Genomic DNA, 19,584 nt, shown 5'->3' on the forward strand with positions numbered 1-19,584 from the left:
TCCCGTTAATCAACTGTTAACCAATAAATTATTCACTTCACGAACAACGTCAGCCTTCTGATTTCTCTTCCAGCATCATCCACTCTTCCTCAGAAGCTGCCAGCTTTTCCTGCCGCTCAACCAGGGCCTCGGTGGCCTTTTTGAACTTGACGGGTTCACGGGTGAACAACGCCGGATCCGCCATCAGCTCTTGTAGCTTGGCGATCTCTTGCTCCAGCCGTTCTATTTCTGCGGGCAAAGCCTCCAGCCGGTGCTTTTCCTTGAAGGACAGCTTTTCTTTGGCACTGGACTCTGCCGCCGCATCCTTAGCTTGGGCTTTTTGCGCTTTGATTTTCTGCGGTTTTTCGCCTTTGTCGCCGCCCGGCAGACCACCACGCTGGCTGATATAGTCGCTCCAGCCGCCCGCATATGCTGTCACCTTGCCATCGCCCTCCATGGCGATGGTGGTGGTGGCCACCCGGTCCAGAAAGTCCCGGTCGTGGCTGACCAAAAGCACGGTGCCCTCGTAGGAATCCAGCAGTTCCTGCAACAGGTCCAGCGTTTCCACATCCAGATCATTGGTCGGTTCATCCAACACCAGTAGGTTGCTTTGCCGCGCCATCAGACGGGCCAGCAGCAACCGTGCCTTTTCGCCGCCCGAAAGCGACCGCACCGGCGCGCGGGCCTGGGCCTCATCGAACAAAAACTCCTTGAGATAGCCCACCACATGTTTGGGCACCCCGCGCACCATGACCTGATCCGCTTTGCCGGAAATCCCAAGCAAAGGATCCGAGGTCAGGTTTTCCCAAAGCGAGGCATTGGGATCCAGCTGGTCACGGGTTTGGTCAAACAGCGCGATTTCCAGATTGGTCCCTAGTTTGACCGAGCCTGCGTCAGGCTCCACCTGCCCCAACATCAGCTTTAACAATGTGGTCTTGCCCGCACCATTGGGACCAACAAAGGCCACCCGGTCACTGCGTTGAACCTTCAGGGAAAAATCAGAAACGATCTGCTTGTCACCAAAGTTTTTGCTGAGGGCTTCCACTTCGATCACCTTGCGACCGGATTTGGGGCCAGCGTCCAGCGCCAGCTCCGCTGCGCCCTGGCGTTTGATCTGGCCTGCGCGCTGGTCTTTCAGCTCATGCAGCGCCCGCACCCGGCCCATATTGCGCTTGCGCCGCGCCGAGATACCCTCGACTGCCCAGCGGCTTTCGCTTTTGATCAGGCGGTTCAGCTTGTGGCGCTGCTGGTCTTCTTCTTCCCAGATTTTGTCGCGCCAAGCCTCAAAGCCCTCAAAGCCTTTTTCCTGCCGCCGCACCTGACCGCGATCGACCCAAAGCGTCGCCCGTGTCAGCGCCCGTAAAAAGGCCCGGTCGTGTGAGATCAGCACATAGGCAGCGCGGGTGGATTTCAGCTCAGCTTCCAGCCAGGTGATGGCCTCGATATCCATATGGTTGGTCGGCTCGTCCAGCAGCATCAGATCCGGGGCTTCCGCCATCAGCTTGGCCAGGGCGGCGCGGCGGCGCTCGCCGCCGGATGCGGTGGCCACAGGCCTGTCGGGATCAAATTTCAGCCCCTCACCGGCACGCTCCACCTTATACAGCTCGCCCGGGTCCAGTGCGCTGGCGGCAAAATCCCCCAGGGTGGTAAAGCCGATCATCTGCGGGTCCTGCTCCATATAGCCGACCGAGCGCCCAGAAGGCACTACAAGTGTCCCGGTATCAGCTTCAACAAGCCCTGCCATCACCTTCATAAGGGTGGATTTTCCGGATCCGTTGCGCCCAACAAGGGCGACCCGGTCACCAGGTTGCACCACCAGATCGAGATCTGAAAAGATGGGATCGCCGCCAAAAGTGAGGGAGATCCCGGTCATCTGCAAAAGAGGAATACGTGCCATGTGAGCCAGCTAAACCGCGCGGGCGGCAAGGTCAACGCTCACAACGGCTCTGCAACGCCGCGCAACAAACGTTTACGCGCTGCCGGAATGGCTGTGACCTCGAGCCCGGTAAAAACATGGCAGGTGTTGAGCGCGGCGTCGACCACCACATGATCGCTGACCCAGCCACCCATCGCCAGATAGCTGCGCAACAATGGCGGCAACTGGGCCTGAGCCTGTTTCAGATCCGGCTTCTGCTGCGCTGAACGGCCCTGCAAAAGGTCAGTAAAGGAACGGGCCTCAGCCACCTTGAGACCCGGACGCCGGAGCGGCGGTGCCAGGTGGCGATGCTGCAACAAGGCAAAGGCCTCAATATAGGCTTCGGGGGATGTTCCGGCAAAGGAGGAACAGCCAAACAGCAGCGCAACCCCCTGCCGATCCACCATGCTGGTGACGGCTCCCCAGGCCAGACGCAGAACATCAGCATCCAGAACACCAGGATCAAGACAAAAGCGCCCCAGTTCCAACAAACGCCCAGAGAAACTGGCAAGCCGTGAAAGATCGTAAAACTGTGAAGAATAGCTCTGCGACAGCTCCTGGCCGCTTTCGAGCAGCATAAGCCGGAAACAGCCCGCCAGCGCCCCCGATGAACGGCACTCGATCAGCACATGCAAACAGTCTGCATCAAATTGGTCCTGATCCACAGTCCCTGTTGCAAAGCAGCGCGCCCGCAGGCGCTGCGCCGCACTCACATCGTCAGCCCCCAGCGCCAGTCGCGCCCGGTAGCTCCCCTTTTCCAGCAGCACACCTGAAACGGGCAGCGCTGCCAGCGCCCCTCTGTCGTCTCTGCCTGCCATTCCCAGCCCTCCTTGCCCACGGAAATGGCAGCACCACGCGCCCCATTCCTCACAATTCAGACAAACCTGACCGGGGCGCATCGCGCGCCCCAGCGAAATTCCGAAGGTTATTCCTCCAGCAAAGAACCTGGGTTGAAGTTGCCCAAGCTGCCAAGCAGCTGTCGGATAAATGTCTTATCCTCAACGCTGGAGCTGGTGACACGGCGTTCCAGCGGAATCACCTTGCCGTCCTCCAGGCTGTACCGCTCGATGCCCGAGACAACATCACGCGAGTCAAAGTTGATGGCGACCAGGGATCGCGACACAGGCTTTGTGGCGCCAGCCCCACGTGTGCGCATCAGGGTCGACACATAGTAGTAGCCACCATCGTTCAAAACCCCCGAAGCCGTGGGGATACCAACCGTTTCGGCAACCGAGTCTTTTGTATCAACCCCAACAACGACCTCGGCCAGTTGTTCTTCGGTGGGGGTATAGCCGTGTTTCTGATAGATCGCGCTACATCCGGCCAAGGCCGCCGCAGCAAACACCCCGGCCGCATATTTCACCGCTGATCTCAGCTGGTCTTTCCGTGCATTCATGATGATCCCCACAACACTGCATTGCCTCTGGCTTGAACACGCCTTTGAACCCGATTACCTAATGCAGACGCCCGGTTCAAGAAACGAAAGTAGCCAACATGACTGACAGCACCACTCTAAAGGTGTCCGATCTGCCACAGAACAGGGCAACCGCGTTTGATCTGCACCCAGATGCAAAGACGCTGGAAACACTGGCCCATGAGCTGGATATCAAGGGTTTGCGCAAGCTTCGCTTCACCGGAACCGTCAGTACCAAGGGCCGTCGCGACTGGCAGCTTACTGCTCATTTGGGCGCCACGGTTTTGCAGGACTGCGTGGTGACGCTGGAACCGATGACCACCCGAATCGATGAAAAAGTTGAGCGGATTTTTGTCTCGGAACTATCGGAACCCGATGATCCTGAGGTGGAAATGGATGCGGATGAGCGGATAGAACCGCTGCAGGATACCATCGACCCTGCAGTTGTGATGATCGAGGCCCTATCCTTGTTGATCCCGGCCTATCCCCGCAAAGAGGGCGCGGAACTGGGCGAGGCTGTCTACAGCCAACCCGGTGTTGCCCCGATGCGCGAGGACGATGTCAAACCCTTCGCCGGGCTTGCCGCGCTCAAGAAACAGATGGACTCGGACAATGAGAGCTAAAAAACTATCTTAATGTCGGTTTTCCGGGTGGCATCATCGGGCCGCCTAGCTTAAAAAACCGCTTGCGCAGACGGAGATTCTCAGTATTTTCGCGCGCACATCGGAATTTTTGGTTGGACATCGGAGAGGCTGCGGCCTAAACGCTCGCCTACCGATCTAACGAACGAATGTGAAACGCGCCGCGGGCAAAATCCCAAGGCCCCAATTACGAAGGTTGAGACATGGCCGTCCAACAGAATAAAGTATCCAAGTCGCGCCGTAACAACCGCCGCGCGCACGACGCTCTGGTTGCTGCAAACCCGAACGAATGCTCAAGCTGCGGTGAGTTGAAGCGCCCACACCACGTTTGCCCCTCCTGCGGCAACTATGACAGCAAAGAAATTGTTGCCATGAACGACGACGTCGAAATCGACGAAGACGCGGCATAAGATCGCGACGATCACACATTTTGCGGGGCGGATTTTTGCATGACGGGTAAACCCGATCAATCAGTGACAAAATCCGACCGCATTGTGATCTCGGTTGACGCCATGGGCGGAGACGCCGGCCCTGCTGTTGTAGTGGCCGGTCTTGCCATGTCTGCAAAGAAGAACCCTCAGCTGGGGTTCCTGCTGCATGGCCCAGCCGAAGAACTGGCCCAGCTGGTGGCCAAGCGCCGCATTCTGGACGGGCGCGTGGAAATACGCGACTCCCAGAAGGTTGTCACCATGGACGACAAGCCCAGCCAGGTCATGCGCAATGGCAAGGGCACCTCGATGTGGTCCACTCTGGATGCGGTCAATAAGGGCGAGGCCGCCGGCGCCGTGTCCTGCGGCAACACCGGGGCCTTGATGGCCCTGTCGATGCTGCGCCTGCGCAAAATGCCCGGCGTGAACCGTCCGGCCATTGCGATTCTCTGGCCCTCACGCAATCCGCAGGGATTTAACGTGATGCTGGACGTTGGCGCCGATGTGCGCGCCGATGCACAGGATCTGTTGCAATACGCCCTCATGGGCACCTCTTACGTGCGCAACTCCATGAATATCCGCCGTCCTCGTGTCGGCCTGCTCAATGTTGGCACCGAGGCCCACAAAGGCCACGCCGAGCTGAAAGAGGCCCATACGCTGATCGCGGCACAGGCGGAAAAAGCAGATTATGAATTTGTTGGTTTTGTGGAAGGCAGCGACATCCCCGGAGATGCGGTTGACCTGATCGTGACCGATGGGTTCACGGGGAATGTTGCCATCAAGACCGGCGAAGGCACGGCCAGCATGTTGCGCACCACCCTGCGGGAAGCCTTTGAATACTCAGTCCTTTCTCGCATTGCAGCGATTTTGGCCTATACGTCGCTGTCGCGCCTTGCAAAACGCATTGACCCGCGACGGGTCAACGGTGGCGTGTTCCTGGGTTTGAATGGCACGGTGGTCAAATCCCACGGTGGTGCCGATGCGACCGGCATCTCGGCGGCGGTTAAACTCGCCTTCTTGCTGGCCGAACAAGGCTTTGCCGAAAAGCTCGCAGCACGGGTTGCATCTGTCGTCGAGCTTACCCAAAATGACGCAGATCCCCAGGATGCTGAGCATCCCACCAAATAACTCCAAAAGGCAGGCATAGAATGACGCGACGTGCAGTAGTGGTTGGCACAGGACATTATCTCCCCAAGCGGGTGGTGGAAAACGCGGAATTCGAAGCCTCATTGGAAACCAGCGACGAATGGATCCGGTCGCGCTCGGGGATTGAGCGGCGCCATTTTGCCGCCGAGGGGGAAACCACCTCTGAAATGGCAACTGCAGCCGCCCTGGCGGCGCTAAAAGACGCCGGGCTGGACGCCAAAGATATCGACGCCATTGTTCTGGCCACCTCCACCGCTGATCTGACCTTCCCCTCTGCCGCAACCATGGTGCAGGCCAATCTAGGCATGACCAATGGCTTTGCCTTTGACGTCCAGGCGGTTTGCGCCGGTTTTGTCTATGCCCTGACCAACGCCAATGCGCTGATTCTGTCCGGCCAGGCCGAGCGCGTGCTGGTGATCGGCTCGGAAACCTTTAGCCGCATCATGGATTGGACCGACAGATCGACCTGCGTTTTGTTTGGCGATGGGGCGGGCGCACTTGTGCTCGAAGCCCAGACCCAGATTGGCAGCAAAGACGATCGCGGCATTCTTGCCACCGACCTCAATTCTGACGGTCGCTACAAAGATCTGCTTTATGTGGATGGCGGCGTTGCCACCCAGAACACCGGCCATCTGCGCATGCAGGGCAACCAGGTGTTCCGCCATGCGGTGGAAAAACTGGCAAAAACCGCCAATACCGCGCTGGAACGTGCCGAACTCACCACCGCTGACGTCGATTGGATCGTGCCGCACCAGGCCAATATCCGCATCATTCAGGGCACTGCCAAAAAGATGGGCCTGTCGATGGACAACGTGGTTGTGACGGTTCAGGATCACGGCAACACCTCTGCCGCCTCGATCCCGCTGGCGCTGTCGGTGGGCAAGGCACGCGGCCAAATCAAGCCCGGCGACCTGATTGTCACCGAAGCTATTGGCGGCGGTCTGGCCTGGGGCGCGGTAGTGTTGCGCTGGTAGCTACGAAGCTAGGAAACAGGGCTCTTGCAATTCATTGATATTGACAGGGAAATTCCCCTGCCCCTATGATTTGAGAAACAACGGGGATTTAGCATGAGCGAAAAAACTCTTACACGCATGGATCTGAGCGAAGCTGTCTTCCGTGAAGTCGGCCTGTCTCGAAACGAAAGCGCCCAGCTGGTAGAGAGCATGTTACAGCACATGTCCGATGCCCTCGTGATGGGTGAGCAAGTAAAAATCTCGTCTTTTGGCACCTTTAGTGTCCGCGACAAATCTGCTCGTGTTGGCCGGAACCCCAAAACCGGCGAAGAAGTTCCGATCCAGCCCCGGCGCGTTCTGACCTTCCGCCCCTCCCATTTGATGAAAGACCGGGTCGCAGACGGAAACCGCAAATAACGCGGCCTGCCTGACTGTGGTCGTCTTTGTCTGCACATTTCCTGCCCTCTGACTGGCTCTTCCTGACCAAGGCACCTCGGTTGGGCCAGCCCCCAAAGCTCTTCCCAGAGCATGATCATTGGAACTAAAAAGATGTCAAAATCAGCAGACGCCTTTCGCACCATCAGCGAAGTCGCGGACTGGCTCGGCGTGCAGGCTCATGTCCTGCGCTTTTGGGAAAGCAAATTTACCCAGATCAAACCGGTAAAACGGGCGGGTGGTCGGCGCTATTATCGACCCGCGGATATGCTTCTGCTGGGCGGGATCAGGAAGCTTATGCACAAAGACGGGCTGTCGATCAAAGAGGTGCAGGCGATTCTGCGGGATCTTGGCATCGCCCATGTGAGTCAGCTGTCCCATGACCTGGAGTCAGATGGGCCGCCATCAGATAATGTTTTGGCGGATTCCCCGCCCCTCCCCAAAGGTGCTGCGCGAACGGGGGCTTCGGCACCAGACCCGCAATACGCCATATCCTCGTCCCCTGTTAAGGAAGAGACGGACGAAGATACCGCTCGGAAATACCAAAAACCGCCGGGATTGAGCGACAAAAAATCTGTGGCATCGGCCAGCCCAACCGCTGTTGAGCCCCCCCTGACGCGCACTGTGGACCCCGGCACCGGAACGCCCCCCCTCGCGGATGAGACCTTTGACACTCTTGAGAGCGAATCATCCCACGCGGCAGAGCAGGATTCTGACTTGGCTGCCGGAGCTGAAGCTGCGGCCCCCGCTGCCGACAGCCCATCCGAATTCGGGGGAGAACTGCTGCCGCAAACAGATCCGGTTGAACAAGATCCGTCTCCTGAGGTTGATTTGGTGCCGCCCACCGCCGAGCTGGTGGATTCAGAACCCGAACAGATGCATATGGAGCTCGACGGTCCTGCGGAGCTTGCCCGCGCCGCCCAGATCCAGACGCCGACCACACCGCCACAGCCAGATACCCCAGCGGTAGACATGCCTCCGGCGGATGACATGCCTTCTGCCGATATGACACCCGTCGACACGGCGGCGGCGGACCCGGTGCCGACGGACACTGTCCCGACAGCCACTGTCCCGGCAGATACGGCGCCAAACGCGGCTGCCCCGGCCGAGCCTGCGCCGCTAGAGAGCACAGCACCGGCACCTGAGCCCCAGGAGCCAGAGAATCATTCCGCCGCTGTCGCAGCGGATCATTCCCAGGCCCAGCCGCTCGAAGACCCCGCGCAGCCCCCATTGCCGCCTCTTGAGCAGAGCGAGCCAACCCAAGCAGGCGATACCGCGCAGCAGCCTGAGCCTATTGCGGCGCATTCCGTCCAGGCGGGACCCGTGCTCTCTCTGCTTGCGCAGACCTCTCGCCTGCCAGCGCATGTTACGGCGGATGTTGCGAACTGCGCTGCAGAGCTGCGCGCAATCCTCGCTGCGGGATAAAATATTCTCCGCCACGGAAAAAAACCGGAAATACCCCCTTGCCCCTGCCGGGAAATACAGTAGAACCCGTCATCAGCGGGCTATGGCGCAGCCTGGTAGCGCGTCCGTCTGGGGGACGGAAGGTCGCAGGTTCGAGTCCTGCTAGCCCGACCAAAAACCGTTTGAGTGAAAACGCTCAAACGGTTTTTTGCTTTTTGGCACAGCTATTTGCATCTTTTGCCAAAACCCGAAAGAGCTGCTATCGGTCTGCTATATCGGCATTGCGTAGCCAGAGGATAATGGATCATGACCGGCGTTCTACCCAGCCAAGCTATTGAAAAAATGTTTCAACGTGGCGAGATCACTCTGGCCCAGCCTCTGGTCGAGGGGCAGGTCCAACCCGCCAGCCTTGACCTGCGGCTTGGAACCGTTGCCTACCGTGTCCGCGCCTCTTTTTTGGCGGGGCAGGACTGCAGTGTCGCGGACAGGATCAGCGAATTTGAAATGCATCGCATTGATTTGACTGATGGCGCGGTGCTGGAAAAGGGCTGCGTCTATCTGGTGCCGCTGATGGAGGGGCTGGCGCTGCCCCAGGATGTATCAGCCGTAGCCAATGCCAAAAGCTCTACCGGGCGCCTTGATCTTTTGACCCGGACCATCACCGATGGCGGCGTGGAATTTGACCGGATCAAACCCGGCTACAGCGGTCCGCTTTATGCCGAGATTTGCCCGCGCTCCTTTTCGGTGCTGGTGCGTCCGGGGATGCGGCTGAACCAGATCCGTTTTCGCCAAGGCCAAGCCGTGCTCAGCGATGCTGAACTGGCCGATCTGCACCAGCAAAGCCCCCTGGTGGACGGCACAGCCGTGATCGAAGACGGGCTGGGCTTCTCTGTCGATCTGCGTCTGCCCGGATCAGATCTGGTGGGTTACCGTGCCAAACCGCACACCGGGGTGATTGATCTGGATCGGATCGGTGAATACGATCCACAGGATTACTGGGAGGAGGTGCACAGCACCTCTGGCCGCATTATTCTGGATCCTGGCGCCTTCTATATTCTGGTCAGCCGCGAAGCCGTGCAGATCCCCCCGGCCTATGCGGCCGAGATGGCGCCCTATCTTGCAATGGTGGGCGAGTTCCGGGTGCATTACGCTGGCTTCTTTGACCCCGGCTTTGGCCATGATGCCGCCGGCGGCACCGGCTCGCGCGGGGTGCTGGAGGTGCGCTGCCACGAGGCGCCCTTTGTTCTGGAACACGGACAGGTGGTCGGCCGCCTGGTCTATGAGCGCATGAGCGCGCTGCCCGAGCAGCTGTATGGGGTTGGCATTGCATCCAATTACCAGGGCCAGGGCCTGAAGCTGTCAAAGCATTTCAAATCCCCGCGCTGATAGATTTAGCCTTGTTTTGGCGGCGGCTCCAATCTTACTCCTGTCGCCCCAGCAAGGCCTGACCTCTTTCAGCTCGTAGCGGGCTATGACGCGACGCAGCTTGCAGCCTGAGCTTTCCTTCCAGAGGCGCTGAGGCTAGGAGCAGGGTAATACCCCGCGCAAAAGGTGCACCATATGCCACCGCTATCCTCTCCGCCGCTGCAGCAACCGCTTTGGGCCTCGATCCTGATCTTGATGAGCGCAATTGGCATTGTCGGCTCAAACTCGCTGCTTTTGTCGCCGCTGGTTCTGGCTGTGGGTAATGATCTGGGCACTGATCCGGCCCGGGTCATGCAGGCTGCCAGCGCCTATGGGCTTGGCGTTGCGGCGGCGGCCCTCACCCTGGCCCCGATGGGCGACCGAATCGGAGCGGGGCGGCTTTTGCGCATTGCCCTGCTGGTGCTGGTTCTTGGGCTGGGCACCAGTGCGGCAGCGCCGGGGCTTTGGGGCTTGATAGCAGCGCAGGTTTTCTGTGGTCTGGCAGGAGGCGCCGCCCTGCCCTCGATCTACACCCTGGCGGCGATGATTGCCCCAAAGGGGCGCGAAGCCCGCGTTGTTGGCCTGGTGTTGACGGGATGGACCCTGTCTATGGTGCTGGGTGTCAGCCTCAGCGCATGGCTGGCGGATCTGGCGGGCTGGCGGGTGGTCTATCTGGCCCTGGCGCTGCTGGCGGCGGTTCTCTGGCTCAGCTCAGCAGGGCTGGGTCAGATTACGTCCAACTCGGCTGGGCAAGCCAGCTCCCCGCTGACGGCACTGCGGGTGCCGGGCATTCGGCGCGGGTTGCTGGCCTCCTGCCTGCTGATGCTCAGCTTTTACACCACCTATTTTTTCACCGGCGCTCATGTCACCCTCACACTGGAGCTAAGCACCGCCCAGGCGGGGTTGTTGCCACTGTTTTACGGTATTGGCTTTGGCTTGGCTGTGATGTTTGATCCGCTGCTGGACCGGCTGGGGTTACCCCGTGCCACCCCGCCTGTCTTTTTGCTGATCGCCCTCACCTATCTGGTGATGCTCAGCGTTGCCGGAACCTACACATTGCTGCTGGTTTTTGCACTGGTCTGGGGCATTTTTCAGCACCTCGGCCTCAACCTTCTGGTGGCGAGGCTTACCAGTTTGGATCCTGAACAACGCGGCGCCATTATGGGGCTTTATAGCACCATCACTTATCTCTGCGTCTTTGCCGCCCCTTTTGCGGGCGCTCTGCTCTTTCCTCTGTGGGGGCTCAAGGGATGCCTGGCGCTTTCGGCACTCCTCTGCCTTATCGAGGCCGTCGAAGCCGCAATAAGCCTACGCAAAGGCCCTGAGCTTGGTCCTATTGATCCCGTTTCGCCCGACGCGCCTGTCTGATAGCACGGATACGCTCCCGTTCGGCGCGGGCTTCCGCCTCAGCCGGGGTTTCTGCCCCCGGTTTGCTGCGATCAGAGCCGCGTGATTTTCGCCCAGACAAAGCACCAAGCCCGGCATCGACCCCCGCATTTACGGCCTTGCCCAGCAAACGCCGCATCACCATTTTTATTATCATATCAAGGTTCATCACGTTTCTCCCAAAGCCAGAAGCATCAATTGCCCAGGGCAGCGCTCCATTGCCAATAACATCACAACCGCAGCTTCTAGCAGCAGAATTGGGCAATTCCTTGACAGATAGATGCCCCCCGTTAAGGCCGCCGCGCACCCAAAGCTGGGGTCGGCCTAATCGCCAAACAGTTCGGGTTGATCGCCGACCTCTTCGTCGTCCTCACCGCCCTGCCCCATTGGCAGGCTGCCCGGAGGCGGTCTGTTCTCCAACAGGCCAGCGGCGCGCAGCTCTTTCAGCCCCGGCAGGTCGCGGGCGCTTTCCAGCCCAAAATGGTCCAGAAACACCGGCGTAACCACAAAGGTCACTGGTCGCCCCGGCGTCATCCGCCGCCGCCCAATGCGAATCCATTCCATCTCCAGCAGCTGATCCACTGTGCCGCGCGACACCGAAACACCACGGATTTCCTCAATCTCGGCTCGTGTCACCGGCTGGTGATAGGCAATAATTGCCAGGGTCTCGATTGCGGCGCGGCTCAGCTTGCGGGTTTCGACGATCTCTTTTTGCATCAGAAAGCCAAGGTCAGGCGCGGTGCGCATAGCCCAGGCCTCGCCGACCTGCACCACCCGAACTCCGCGCCCCTCGTAGCGTTTGCGCAGATGTTCCAGTGCAGCCGCCGGGTTGCAACCATGGGGCATCCGCCCTTCCAGATCGCGCAGGGTTACCGGCGTGGCACTGGCAAAGAGCACCGCTTCGACCATGCGTTCTTGTTCGGCAATGGGCGGGGCATCAAACAGGCTGTCGCTGTCACTCTGCTGGTCACTGGCAGGGGGGGCGCTATGGGGGGGCTGCATCAGCTTTCCTCGTCTAGGCTGCGCAGTTGAATGGGCGCAAAATTCTCGTTCTGGCGGATTTCAAGCCGCCCTTCCTTGACCAGCTGCAAAGAGGCCGCAAAAGTGGCGGCCGTGGCCGAACGCCGCTTTACCGGATCCTTATGCCAGCCATCCGGCAGATAGCTGAGCATATCTGTCCAACTGCCTGTAAAGCCGATCAAAGCCCGCATGCGCTCCAGTGCCTCTTCCATGGTGAAAACGCTGTCGCGGTCCATCACAAAGGGGCGGAAATCATCCTTGGTGCGGATCCGGGCATAGCCCTGCATCAGGTCCAACAGATTGGCGGAATAGGTCACCGTCCTGATCCGCTGGATGTTTTCATCTTGGCCACGTACAAAAAAGTCACGCCCCATCTGATCGCGCCCCATCAGCCGGGCAGCGGCATCACGCATCGCCTGCAACCGTTCCAACTGAAAGGCCAGATGCGCCGCAAGGTCCGCCCCGGATGGACCATCTTCGGTGGGGTCAGGGGGCAGCAACAGGCGCGATTTCAGGTAGGCCAGCCAGGCCGCCATCACCAGGTAATCCGCCGCCAGCTCAATGCGCAGCTCCTTGGCGTGTTCCACAAAGGTCAGATACTGCCGGGCCAGTTCCAGCACCGAGATCCGGCGCAAATCGACCTTTTGCGTCCGCGAGAGTGTCAGCAACAAATCGAGCGGCCCTTCAAAGCCGTCGACATCAACAATCAGCGCCTCCGCTGCCAGCCGCTCTTCGACGGACTGCGCGGTGACTTCGTGAAACAGGTTTTGCTCAGACATAGACCTTTCCGCCCATCAAGGCGGTAAGTTCGGCCTCCGCTGCCGCGGTGTCAAGCGGGCTGGGGGACTGTCGCTGCGCCAAGGCCGCCTCAGCCCGGGCTAGACCTGCCGCATCCATTGCCCCTGCGGCCTCGGCCACGGCACGACGATCGCTCAGCGTGGCATTACAATAGAGCACCAGATCACAGCCCGCTTCCCGGGCCGCTGCCGCGTTTTGCGCAGGGGTGCCGGACAAGGCCTTCATCGAGATATCATCGGTCATCATCAGCCCGTCAAAGCCGATCTCATTGCGGATCATTGCCATGACACTCTTGGAAATGGTCGCTGGCAGCGCATCCAGTGCGCCGTAGACCAGATGCGCCGTCATGCCGATGGGCAGGTCGTTCAGCTGTTCAAACACCGCAAAATCCTGCGCCCGCAGCGTATCCAGTGGCGCCGAGACAAACGGCAGGTCCTTATGGCTATCCACAGTTGCGCGCCCATGGCCCGGAATGTGTTTCAACACCGGCAGCACGCCGCCATCCAGATGCGCCTGCGCCGTTACGCGGGCCAGCGAAATCACCTGCGCAAGGCTGTCGCCGTAGCAGCGGTTTTTCAAAAAATCATGGGTGTCTGATGTCACCAGATCACCAACCGGCGCGCAATTGCTGTCGATCCCAAGATCCAGCAGCTCCTGCGCGATCAGGCGATAGCGCAGGTACATGGCACGCTCAGCCTGCGCGCCAGCCTGTGTCACATGGTCCAGCGGCGACATCCAGTCGCGCGCCAGCGGGCTGCGCAGGCGCTGAACCCGGCCTCCCTCCTGGTCGATGGTGATCAGACAGTTACGGCCAACCGCCTCGCGCAGCTCAGCGCAGAGCGCGCGCGTTTGGTCAGCGCTGTCAATATTGCGAGCAAAGAGGATAAAGCCAAAAGGGCCCGCCTGCCGAAAGAACGCTTTCTCTTCGGCACTCAGAACCAGACCTTCGGCATCTAAAATTGTGGCGCCACAGGCCGTCACCGTGTTGTCACCGGAATACAATCCGCCTTGCCGGCAACCAAAGTCGAGCAGAACCGGCGCGCATCCGACAGCCCGTCAAAGCCCATGGCCCGCAAGCGATAGAAGGTCCGCCCACCACTTTCGGCCCGCTGGATGACACGGGTTTTCCCCTCCAGATAATCCTCAAAACGGCTATAAATGCGATCCCATTCGGCACGGGCCACTTCGGCGCTTTCATAGGCGCCCAATTGTGCCAGTCGGGTTCCAGCCGGAAGACTATTCGGATCAACTTCGAGCGTCGCCCGGCCACGGCCGGGAGAGGTCTGTGCAACAGCCGGGCTAAAGCGTGCTGGCCTTAGGTTCGGACGCAAAGAGATCTTGACGCCGGGCGCATTGAGCAGCGCAGAAGATGGCGCGGTAGCCGCACCAATCGCTGCGATTTCAACAGGTTGCAGCGGCTCAGGCTGTACGATTACCGGCGCTACTGTGGGCTGCGAAGCCGATTGATCCTGCGTCGGATCAAGGGGGGGGACCCCATCGGTGAGTTCAGCCACCAAAGCGTCGATGTCGCCATTGCGATAGGCGGCCACCGAGGCCTCAGAGATCTGTGCCGTGGCAGTTTGGCCCGTCTGGTCCGGCTGGCCCGTCGGGTTGATCACCTGCGGCGGCACATCTGCCTGCGGGGCTGTAAGGCGCGACATCGGCTGATCATCCTGAGCCAGCTGAATTGGCTGCGGCGCCAGGGTCAAGCGTTCGGCTGGCGCTTCGGCAGTTCCATTGGCCGCAACGGAATTCACCGAAAGCCCCTGATGATCCGCCTGGCTGCCGCCTGGGTTTTCCGGCTGCGCCCGCATTGGTCCTTCGACAGCGCGGACAACGGGAACGCCGCTGACGTCCCGCATGACCAGCTGATAGCCCCAAAGGCCCAGCCCGACCACCAGCGCCAAAGAGGCAGCAGCGCCCACCAGGCCAGTGAACCGTGCCAGGCCTGCTGTGGACGCGCTGGGGGGCGTGCCAGCCGTCGCATAGCTGCTGTCGTCATCATAGCGATAGTCTGCTGCACCCTCTTGCGGCTCATAGCCATAGCTCTGCGCTGCAGCGCCGCCATAAGCCGCGCCGTAGGTGCCCTCAGGTACATGGTCCTGAGCGTTATTTTCCTGCCCGCCATACACCGTTGCGCCAGAGGACTGCATCGGTTGAGGATCGTTGGCGTAGGTGTCGCCACCAAAGGTCTGCGCAGTATAGTCCTGTGTGCCAATCCCCGGAACGGCATAATCCTCGCTCACATAGTCCTGCAGCTTGGCCTGCTGCAGCGGCGCCGTTGCGGCTGGCGCAGCAAAGGCAATTGGCGCAGCGGCGGTCTCATCCTCTGAGGCACGTGGCTGATAATTGGCGTAGAGATCCGGCCCTTCCGCCGGAAACGGGCTCACCTTGCGCGGCGCGGCTTGCGGCGCAGCCTGTGACTGCCCGGGCGCAAAGGCACGCGCTGTCACATGTGGGTTCACTGTAACCTTGGGGCCAGCGACGGTGGGGCCAGAGGCGTTTTGACTGGCGCCCCCCTGTCCAAAGTGATCAGAAGCTCCCTCATTCCGGGAGTCATTATGGGAGTGGGGCTGGTGAGAGCCCGCCTGCGCAAAATACGCCATAATCCGCCTTACTGCCCTTGAGAGTCAGGCGAGATAAATCTCACCTGACTGCTTTGGGTCTCTTGAACTGCCTCAGTCCGGCGGTTGTGCGCGGTTTTTTACCGCATCTCCTGCGCCGGTTTCACCCCTAGAATACCAAGACCGGCGGAAATAACAATGGAAACGCTGCGCGCCAGCGCCAAATTGGCATGTGTTGCCGTTTCGCTGCTCTCGTTAACAAAACGTAAACCAAACTCAGTTTTGCCAAGGTGGTACAGACCGTGCAGCTCAGAGGCGAGATCATAGAGATAAAAGGCGACCCGGTGTGGCTCGTTTGTGCGGGCAGCTATTTCAATCTGACGCGGCCATTCTGCCAGCTTTTTGATCACGGCCAGCTGCGCCGGGTGTGACACCTCGGCCAGATCTGCAGCGGCAAGGACCGGATCATTGGTGGCGATCCCGGCTTCCTCTGCCTTGCGCAGGGTCGAACAGATCCGCGCATTGGCGTATTGCACGTAGAAGATCGGATTATCCTTGGATTGCTCCAGCGCCTTATCCAGATCAAAATCAAAGCCCTGGTCGTTTTTACGGGTGAGCAGCATAAAGCGGGTGACATCCGGGCCAACCGCGTCAACCACATCGCGCAGGGTGACAAAGGTGCCTGCCCGTTTCGACATCTTGAATTCCTGGCCATCCTTGAACAGCTTCACCAGCTGGCACAGCTTGATATCCAGTGGTACTTTGCCGTCCGACAAGGCCGAGACAGCCGCCTTCATCCGCTTGACATAGCCCCCGTGATCGGCGCCCAACACATCGATCAACTCATCAAAGCCACGGCTGATCTTGTCGTAGTGATAGGCAATATCCGGGGCAAAATAGGTCCAGGCACCGTCCGATTTTTTCACCGCCCGATCCACATCATCGCCATGGTCGGTGGATTTGAACAGGGTCTGCTCGCGCGGCTCCCAATCGTCTGGCTTTTTGCCTTTTGGTGGCTCCAGCACACCCTGATAGATCAGGCCCTTGCTTTCCAGCTCTGCCAGGGCGGCCTCGATCTTACCGGTACCGTAGAGGGATTTTTCCGAATAGAACACATCCATCTTGATGCCCAGCATTGCCAGATCTTCGCGGATCAGCGCCATCATCGCATCGGTGGAGAACTCCCGCACATCCGCCAGCCAGACGTCCTCGGGCTGGTCCACATAGGCATCGCCAACCTTGTCCTTCAGGGCCTGACCAACCGGTACCAGATAGTCGCCGGGATAGGTGCCATCGGCAAAGGCGACCTCCTGACCGTGGGCCTCCTGGTAGCGCAGATAGACCGAACGCGCCAGCACATCGACCTGACCACCGCCATCGTTGATGTAGTATTCCCGGGTGACGTCATAGCCAGCATAGCCCAGCAGGGAGGCCAGCGCATCGCCAAAGACCGCGCCACGGGTATGGCCCACATGCAAAGGCCCGGTAGGGTTGGCCGAAACATATTCGACGTTGACCTTCTTTCCCTGCCCCAGATTGGCACGGCCATAGTCAGTCCCGGCACCCAGAACCGCCCCCAGCACGCCCTGCCAAACAACCGGCGCCAGCCGCAGGTTCAAAAACCCAGGGCCTGCCACCTCTGCCGAGCTGATCCGTGTGTCCTCTGCCAGTTTGGCGGCCAGCGCATCGGCAATATCGCGGGGCTTCATCTTAGCCGGTTTGGCCAACACCATGGCGGCATTGGTGGCCATATCTCCATGGGCCGCATCGCGCGGTGGCTCAACCGCGACATTTGCAAAGTTGAGCCCCTCGGGCAATGCGCCCTCGGTGGTCATGGCAGTGAGGCTGTCGATGACAAGCGCGCGGATATCGGAAAAAAGGTTCATCTCTGGCGTCCCATTGGTTCGACTTTGCGGCTTATCATGCCTAGCTCAATGGTCAACCATTCTGTGGCGCAAGACCAGCCCACAGCCACTGCAACAGGGTACAATAGGCGCATCTTTGTCCAAAGCCCTGCGCCCTGCGATCAAAGCGGCCCCGCCCTCAAAACGCCGCCTGACCCACAGGGGCATCGCCCCAGGCGCTGATTTTGTAGCGCCGCAAAGAGGCGACATAATAGGGATCCGACAGGATCAAGCGTTCCACATCCGCCCGGGTATCCGCCTGCACCGTCCAGATGGCGCCGGGAAAGTCCTGCATCGGCTGCAGGGCCAGCGGGCCGCCAATGTTCAGCTCTGGGCGACTGCGCACAAAGGCGATATGGGCAAGACGGCGGGGTTTATCCCCCCGGATACGGGCCATTTCAGAAGCGTCCTGAAAGGTAACAGTCCAGTGTTTCATCGCGCGCGCCGACCTTTGCTCAGTGATCTCGCCATAAAAAACGGCCTGTCAGCGCCAGATCATAGGGCCAGATTTTTCCACTGTTACAGCCAGCGCCTTGTGCCTTGTCTCCCCAGTGCCCCTTTTGCGGTTGCTATGCCAGCTTACCCTCGCGGGTCAGCTGCTCGTGCAGTTGCAGCGCAAACCGGTCCGTCATACCTGCGATATAGTCCGAGGTGATCCGCGCCAGCGCCGTCTGATCCGCAGCGGCGGTGATTTCCTCATGCCAGCGCTCCGGCATCTTTAGCGGATTGGCCAGAAAGTAAGGAAACAGCGCCGCGACAATTTCTGCCATTTGAGTGCGCACCTCCATCACCGAGGGGGCGCGGTACATGTAGCGGAACAAAAAGGCGCGGATCTCTTTCAAATCCCGCCACAGATCAGGCGAAAAGGCCACCACCGGGTGCCCCAGGGCGCGCACCTCTTCGACGCTTTGAACGCCGCTCTCACGCAGGTTTTTGCGGGTTGTATCAATCACATCCCCAACCATGACGCCAAAAACCCGGCGCAGGGCCTCGTGACGGCGGCGCAGGCCGTCAAGCCCGGGGTATTTCTGATCGACCTGATGATAGGCGGCAGCAATGATTGGCAGATGGGCAATATCCGCATCTGTAAACAGCCCAGCGCGCAGCCCATCGTGCAGGTCGTGATTGTTATAGGCAATATCATCCGCCAGCGCCGCCACCTGGGCTTCGGCGCTGGCATGGGTATGCAGCTCCAGATCCATCGCAGCGTTGCATTCGGCCAAGGCCCAGGGCAGCTCGCCCACCACCGGCCCATTGTGCTTTGCAATGGCTTCAAGCGTTTCCCAGGTCAGATTCAGCCCGTCAAATTCGGCATAGTGACGCTCCAGACAGGTGACAATGCGGATCGCCTGGGCGTTGTGATCAAAACCACCATAGGGCTGCATCAGCGCATGCAGCGCATCTTCGCCGGTATGGCCAAAGGGCGTGTGGCCCAGATCATGGGCCAGGGCCACGGCCTCGGTCAGTTCCTGGTTCAGCCCCAGGGCCGCAGCAATTGTGCGCCCCACCTGACCGACCTCGATCGAATGGGTCAGCCGGGTGCGATAGTTATCCCCCTCGTGCTCAACAAAGACCTGGGTTTTGTGTTTCAGGCGCCGAAAGGCGCTGGCATGGATGATCCGGTCCCGGTCGCGCTGATAGGGAGAGCGAAAACTGCTTTCCTCCTCAGAGATCAGTCTGCCCCGGCTTTGATCCGGCTTGGTGGCAAAAGAGGCATGCATGACTAATCTTTCTCCCGTGAAATCTTGTCGTCTGGGTCGCACCTTTCTATATAATGGAATGCGCTGCAATACAGCACCGGGAGAGACCACATGAACCTGCCACCAAAAGTGACCGAACGGGCCTTTGCCCGCCTGACCGAAATTGGCGCCGCAACCCAAGGCCAGGCGCTGCGGATTGCTGTCGAAGGCGGCGGCTGCTCTGGTTTCCAGTATGAGATCGGCCTTGATACCCCCAGCGAAGATGATCTGGTGCTTGAAGGTCAGGGCGAAAAAGTCGTGGTTGATACCGTATCGCTGCCCTTTTTGGAAAACGCCGTGATTGATTTCACCGAAGAGCTGATTGGCGCGCGGTTCACCATCGAGAACCCCAATGCCTCGTCCAGCTGCGGCTGCGGCACCTCATTTTCGATGTAACAGCCACCGCGCGATCGCCTCACCAGGCGCGCTGCTGCTGCGCGGTTGCGCAGCGTGG

General features: G+C 59.8%; 20 protein-coding genes and 1 tRNA gene. 10 read left to right on the plus strand and 11 right to left on the minus strand.

Annotated elements, in window-relative coordinates:
* Positions 1 to 49 precede the first annotated feature (49 nt).
* The 3 genes from JZI28_RS11275 to JZI28_RS11285 all read right to left on the minus strand — a co-directional run bounded on the left by JZI28_RS11275 (position 50) and on the right by JZI28_RS11285 (position 3,290).
* Positions 50 to 1,852 (minus strand): ABC-F family ATP-binding cassette domain-containing protein, encoded by a 1,803-nt coding sequence (locus JZI28_RS11275; protein ID WP_375700095.1) that lies wholly within the window; start codon positions 1,850 to 1,852, stop codon positions 50 to 52.
* 62 nt (positions 1,853 to 1,914) lie between these two features.
* Positions 1,915 to 2,712, minus strand: coding sequence for a GNAT family N-acetyltransferase (locus JZI28_RS11280; protein ID WP_375697658.1), 798 nt, complete (start codon positions 2,710 to 2,712; stop codon positions 1,915 to 1,917).
* Between the two features lie 107 nt (positions 2,713 to 2,819).
* Positions 2,820 to 3,290, minus strand: a complete 471-nt coding sequence (locus JZI28_RS11285; RefSeq protein WP_297341313.1) for an outer membrane protein assembly factor BamE — start codon at positions 3,288 to 3,290, stop codon at positions 2,820 to 2,822.
* Positions 3,291 to 3,388: 98 nt separating this feature from the next.
* Between JZI28_RS11285 and JZI28_RS11290 the strand changes: the two genes are divergently transcribed.
* The 9 genes from JZI28_RS11290 (at position 3,389) to JZI28_RS11330 (ending at position 11,087) form a co-directional block, all read left to right on the plus strand.
* A complete protein-coding gene (locus tag JZI28_RS11290; protein ID WP_295448227.1) occupies positions 3,389 to 3,931 on the plus strand; it encodes a DUF177 domain-containing protein in 543 nt (180 codons plus the stop codon).
* Positions 3,932 to 4,152: 221 nt separating this feature from the next.
* Entirely contained in the window at positions 4,153 to 4,359 is a 207-nt protein-coding gene (gene rpmF / locus JZI28_RS11295) for a 50S ribosomal protein L32 (RefSeq protein WP_027240639.1), read from the plus strand.
* Between the two features lie 39 nt (positions 4,360 to 4,398).
* Positions 4,399 to 5,505, plus strand: coding sequence for a phosphate acyltransferase PlsX (gene plsX, locus JZI28_RS11300; protein WP_295448222.1), 1,107 nt, complete (start codon positions 4,399 to 4,401; stop codon positions 5,503 to 5,505).
* Between the two features lie 20 nt (positions 5,506 to 5,525).
* On the plus strand, positions 5,526 to 6,497 hold the full coding sequence (locus tag JZI28_RS11305; RefSeq protein WP_375697659.1) for a beta-ketoacyl-ACP synthase III: 972 nt from the start codon (positions 5,526 to 5,528) through the stop codon (positions 6,495 to 6,497).
* Between the two features lie 93 nt (positions 6,498 to 6,590).
* On the plus strand, positions 6,591 to 6,893 hold the full coding sequence (gene ihfA, locus JZI28_RS11310) for an integration host factor subunit alpha (protein WP_295448216.1): 303 nt from the start codon (positions 6,591 to 6,593) through the stop codon (positions 6,891 to 6,893).
* A 132-nt stretch (positions 6,894 to 7,025) separates the two neighbouring features.
* Positions 7,026 to 8,336 carry a MerR family transcriptional regulator gene (locus JZI28_RS11315; protein WP_375697660.1) on the plus strand — a complete coding sequence of 437 codons (1,311 nt, stop codon included), beginning with the start codon at positions 7,026 to 7,028 and terminating at the stop codon, positions 8,334 to 8,336.
* 76 nt (positions 8,337 to 8,412) lie between these two features.
* Positions 8,413 to 8,489: transfer RNA gene (locus JZI28_RS11320), tRNA-Pro, on the plus strand.
* 132 nt (positions 8,490 to 8,621) lie between these two features.
* Positions 8,622 to 9,701 carry a 2'-deoxycytidine 5'-triphosphate deaminase gene (locus JZI28_RS11325; protein ID WP_375697661.1) on the plus strand — a complete coding sequence of 360 codons (1,080 nt, stop codon included), beginning with the start codon at positions 8,622 to 8,624 and terminating at the stop codon, positions 9,699 to 9,701.
* A 174-nt stretch (positions 9,702 to 9,875) separates the two neighbouring features.
* Positions 9,876 to 11,087: an MFS transporter gene (locus JZI28_RS11330; protein ID WP_375697662.1), complete on the plus strand. Its 1,212-nt coding sequence runs from the start codon at positions 9,876 to 9,878 to the stop codon at positions 11,085 to 11,087.
* Here JZI28_RS11330 and JZI28_RS11335 read toward each other — a convergent pair.
* From JZI28_RS11335 to JZI28_RS11370, 8 genes are all read right to left on the minus strand, one after another.
* Positions 11,053 to 11,274 (minus strand): hypothetical protein, encoded by a 222-nt coding sequence (locus tag JZI28_RS11335; RefSeq protein WP_348151137.1) that lies wholly within the window; start codon positions 11,272 to 11,274, stop codon positions 11,053 to 11,055. The genes JZI28_RS11330 and JZI28_RS11335 overlap by 35 nt on opposite strands.
* A 155-nt stretch (positions 11,275 to 11,429) precedes the next feature.
* Positions 11,430 to 12,107, minus strand: coding sequence for an SMC-Scp complex subunit ScpB (gene scpB, locus JZI28_RS11340; RefSeq protein ID WP_375697663.1), 678 nt, complete (start codon positions 12,105 to 12,107; stop codon positions 11,430 to 11,432).
* Positions 12,107 to 12,904 (minus strand): segregation and condensation protein A, encoded by a 798-nt coding sequence (locus tag JZI28_RS11345; protein WP_375697664.1) that lies wholly within the window; start codon positions 12,902 to 12,904, stop codon positions 12,107 to 12,109. Before JZI28_RS11345 ends, scpB begins: the two co-directional genes overlap by 1 nt.
* Complete coding sequence (nagZ, locus tag JZI28_RS11350) at positions 12,897 to 13,925, minus strand: beta-N-acetylhexosaminidase (protein WP_375697665.1); 1,029 nt, start codon at positions 13,923 to 13,925, stop codon at positions 12,897 to 12,899. The genes JZI28_RS11345 and nagZ overlap by 8 nt, the downstream gene beginning before the upstream one ends.
* The gene (locus JZI28_RS11355) at positions 13,901 to 15,529 is read right to left on the minus strand and encodes an SPOR domain-containing protein (protein ID WP_375697666.1); all 1,629 of its coding nucleotides are present in this window, start codon (positions 15,527 to 15,529) and stop codon (positions 13,901 to 13,903) included. Before JZI28_RS11355 ends, nagZ begins: the two co-directional genes overlap by 25 nt.
* A 98-nt stretch (positions 15,530 to 15,627) precedes the next feature.
* Positions 15,628 to 17,373 carry an arginine--tRNA ligase gene (argS, locus tag JZI28_RS11360; RefSeq protein WP_353399914.1) on the minus strand — a complete coding sequence of 582 codons (1,746 nt, stop codon included), beginning with the start codon at positions 17,371 to 17,373 and terminating at the stop codon, positions 15,628 to 15,630.
* Positions 17,374 to 17,530: 157 nt separating this feature from the next.
* Positions 17,531 to 17,827, minus strand: a complete 297-nt coding sequence (locus JZI28_RS11365) for a hypothetical protein (RefSeq protein WP_297340527.1) — start codon at positions 17,825 to 17,827, stop codon at positions 17,531 to 17,533.
* 133 nt (positions 17,828 to 17,960) lie between these two features.
* A complete protein-coding gene (locus JZI28_RS11370; RefSeq protein ID WP_375697667.1) occupies positions 17,961 to 19,112 on the minus strand; it encodes a deoxyguanosinetriphosphate triphosphohydrolase in 1,152 nt (383 codons plus the stop codon).
* Positions 19,113 to 19,202: 90 nt separating this feature from the next.
* Here JZI28_RS11370 and JZI28_RS11375 point away from each other — a divergent pair, with 90 nt between their 5' ends.
* Complete coding sequence (locus JZI28_RS11375; protein ID WP_295448179.1) at positions 19,203 to 19,526, plus strand: iron-sulfur cluster assembly accessory protein; 324 nt, start codon at positions 19,203 to 19,205, stop codon at positions 19,524 to 19,526.
* Positions 19,527 to 19,584: the final 58 nt, after the last annotated feature.

Origin of the sequence: Pseudophaeobacter sp. TrK17, assembly GCF_042192375.1 — a bacterium.
GTDB lineage: Bacteria > Pseudomonadota > Alphaproteobacteria > Rhodobacterales > Rhodobacteraceae > Pseudophaeobacter.

Bases quoted from the DNA above. Each gene is read 5' to 3' on its own strand.
- JZI28_RS11275 (WP_375700095.1), bottom strand. From the start codon at position 1,852: ATGACCGGGATCTCCCTCACTTTTGGCGGCGATCCCATCTTTTCAGAT.
- JZI28_RS11280 (WP_375697658.1), bottom strand. From the start codon at position 2,712: ATGGCAGGCAGAGACGACAGAGGGGCGCTGGCAGCGCTGCCCGTTTCA.
- JZI28_RS11285 (WP_297341313.1), bottom strand. From the start codon at position 3,290: ATGAATGCACGGAAAGACCAGCTGAGATCAGCGGTGAAATATGCGGCC.
- JZI28_RS11290 (WP_295448227.1), top strand. From the start codon at position 3,389: ATGACTGACAGCACCACTCTAAAGGTGTCCGATCTGCCACAGAACAGG.
- rpmF (WP_027240639.1), top strand. From the start codon at position 4,153: ATGGCCGTCCAACAGAATAAAGTATCCAAGTCGCGCCGTAACAACCGC.
- plsX (WP_295448222.1), top strand. From the start codon at position 4,399: ATGACGGGTAAACCCGATCAATCAGTGACAAAATCCGACCGCATTGTG.
- JZI28_RS11305 (WP_375697659.1), top strand. From the start codon at position 5,526: ATGACGCGACGTGCAGTAGTGGTTGGCACAGGACATTATCTCCCCAAG.
- ihfA (WP_295448216.1), top strand. From the start codon at position 6,591: ATGAGCGAAAAAACTCTTACACGCATGGATCTGAGCGAAGCTGTCTTC.
- JZI28_RS11315 (WP_375697660.1), top strand. From the start codon at position 7,026: ATGTCAAAATCAGCAGACGCCTTTCGCACCATCAGCGAAGTCGCGGAC.
- JZI28_RS11325 (WP_375697661.1), top strand. From the start codon at position 8,622: ATGACCGGCGTTCTACCCAGCCAAGCTATTGAAAAAATGTTTCAACGT.
- JZI28_RS11330 (WP_375697662.1), top strand. From the start codon at position 9,876: ATGCCACCGCTATCCTCTCCGCCGCTGCAGCAACCGCTTTGGGCCTCG.
- JZI28_RS11335 (WP_348151137.1), bottom strand. From the start codon at position 11,274: ATGAACCTTGATATGATAATAAAAATGGTGATGCGGCGTTTGCTGGGC.
- scpB (WP_375697663.1), bottom strand. From the start codon at position 12,107: ATGCAGCCCCCCCATAGCGCCCCCCCTGCCAGTGACCAGCAGAGTGAC.
- JZI28_RS11345 (WP_375697664.1), bottom strand. From the start codon at position 12,904: ATGTCTGAGCAAAACCTGTTTCACGAAGTCACCGCGCAGTCCGTCGAA.
- JZI28_RS11355 (WP_375697666.1), bottom strand. From the start codon at position 15,529: ATGGCGTATTTTGCGCAGGCGGGCTCTCACCAGCCCCACTCCCATAAT.
- argS (WP_353399914.1), bottom strand. From the start codon at position 17,373: ATGAACCTTTTTTCCGATATCCGCGCGCTTGTCATCGACAGCCTCACT.
- JZI28_RS11365 (WP_297340527.1), bottom strand. From the start codon at position 17,827: ATGAAACACTGGACTGTTACCTTTCAGGACGCTTCTGAAATGGCCCGT.
- JZI28_RS11370 (WP_375697667.1), bottom strand. From the start codon at position 19,112: ATGCATGCCTCTTTTGCCACCAAGCCGGATCAAAGCCGGGGCAGACTG.
- JZI28_RS11375 (WP_295448179.1), top strand. From the start codon at position 19,203: ATGAACCTGCCACCAAAAGTGACCGAACGGGCCTTTGCCCGCCTGACC.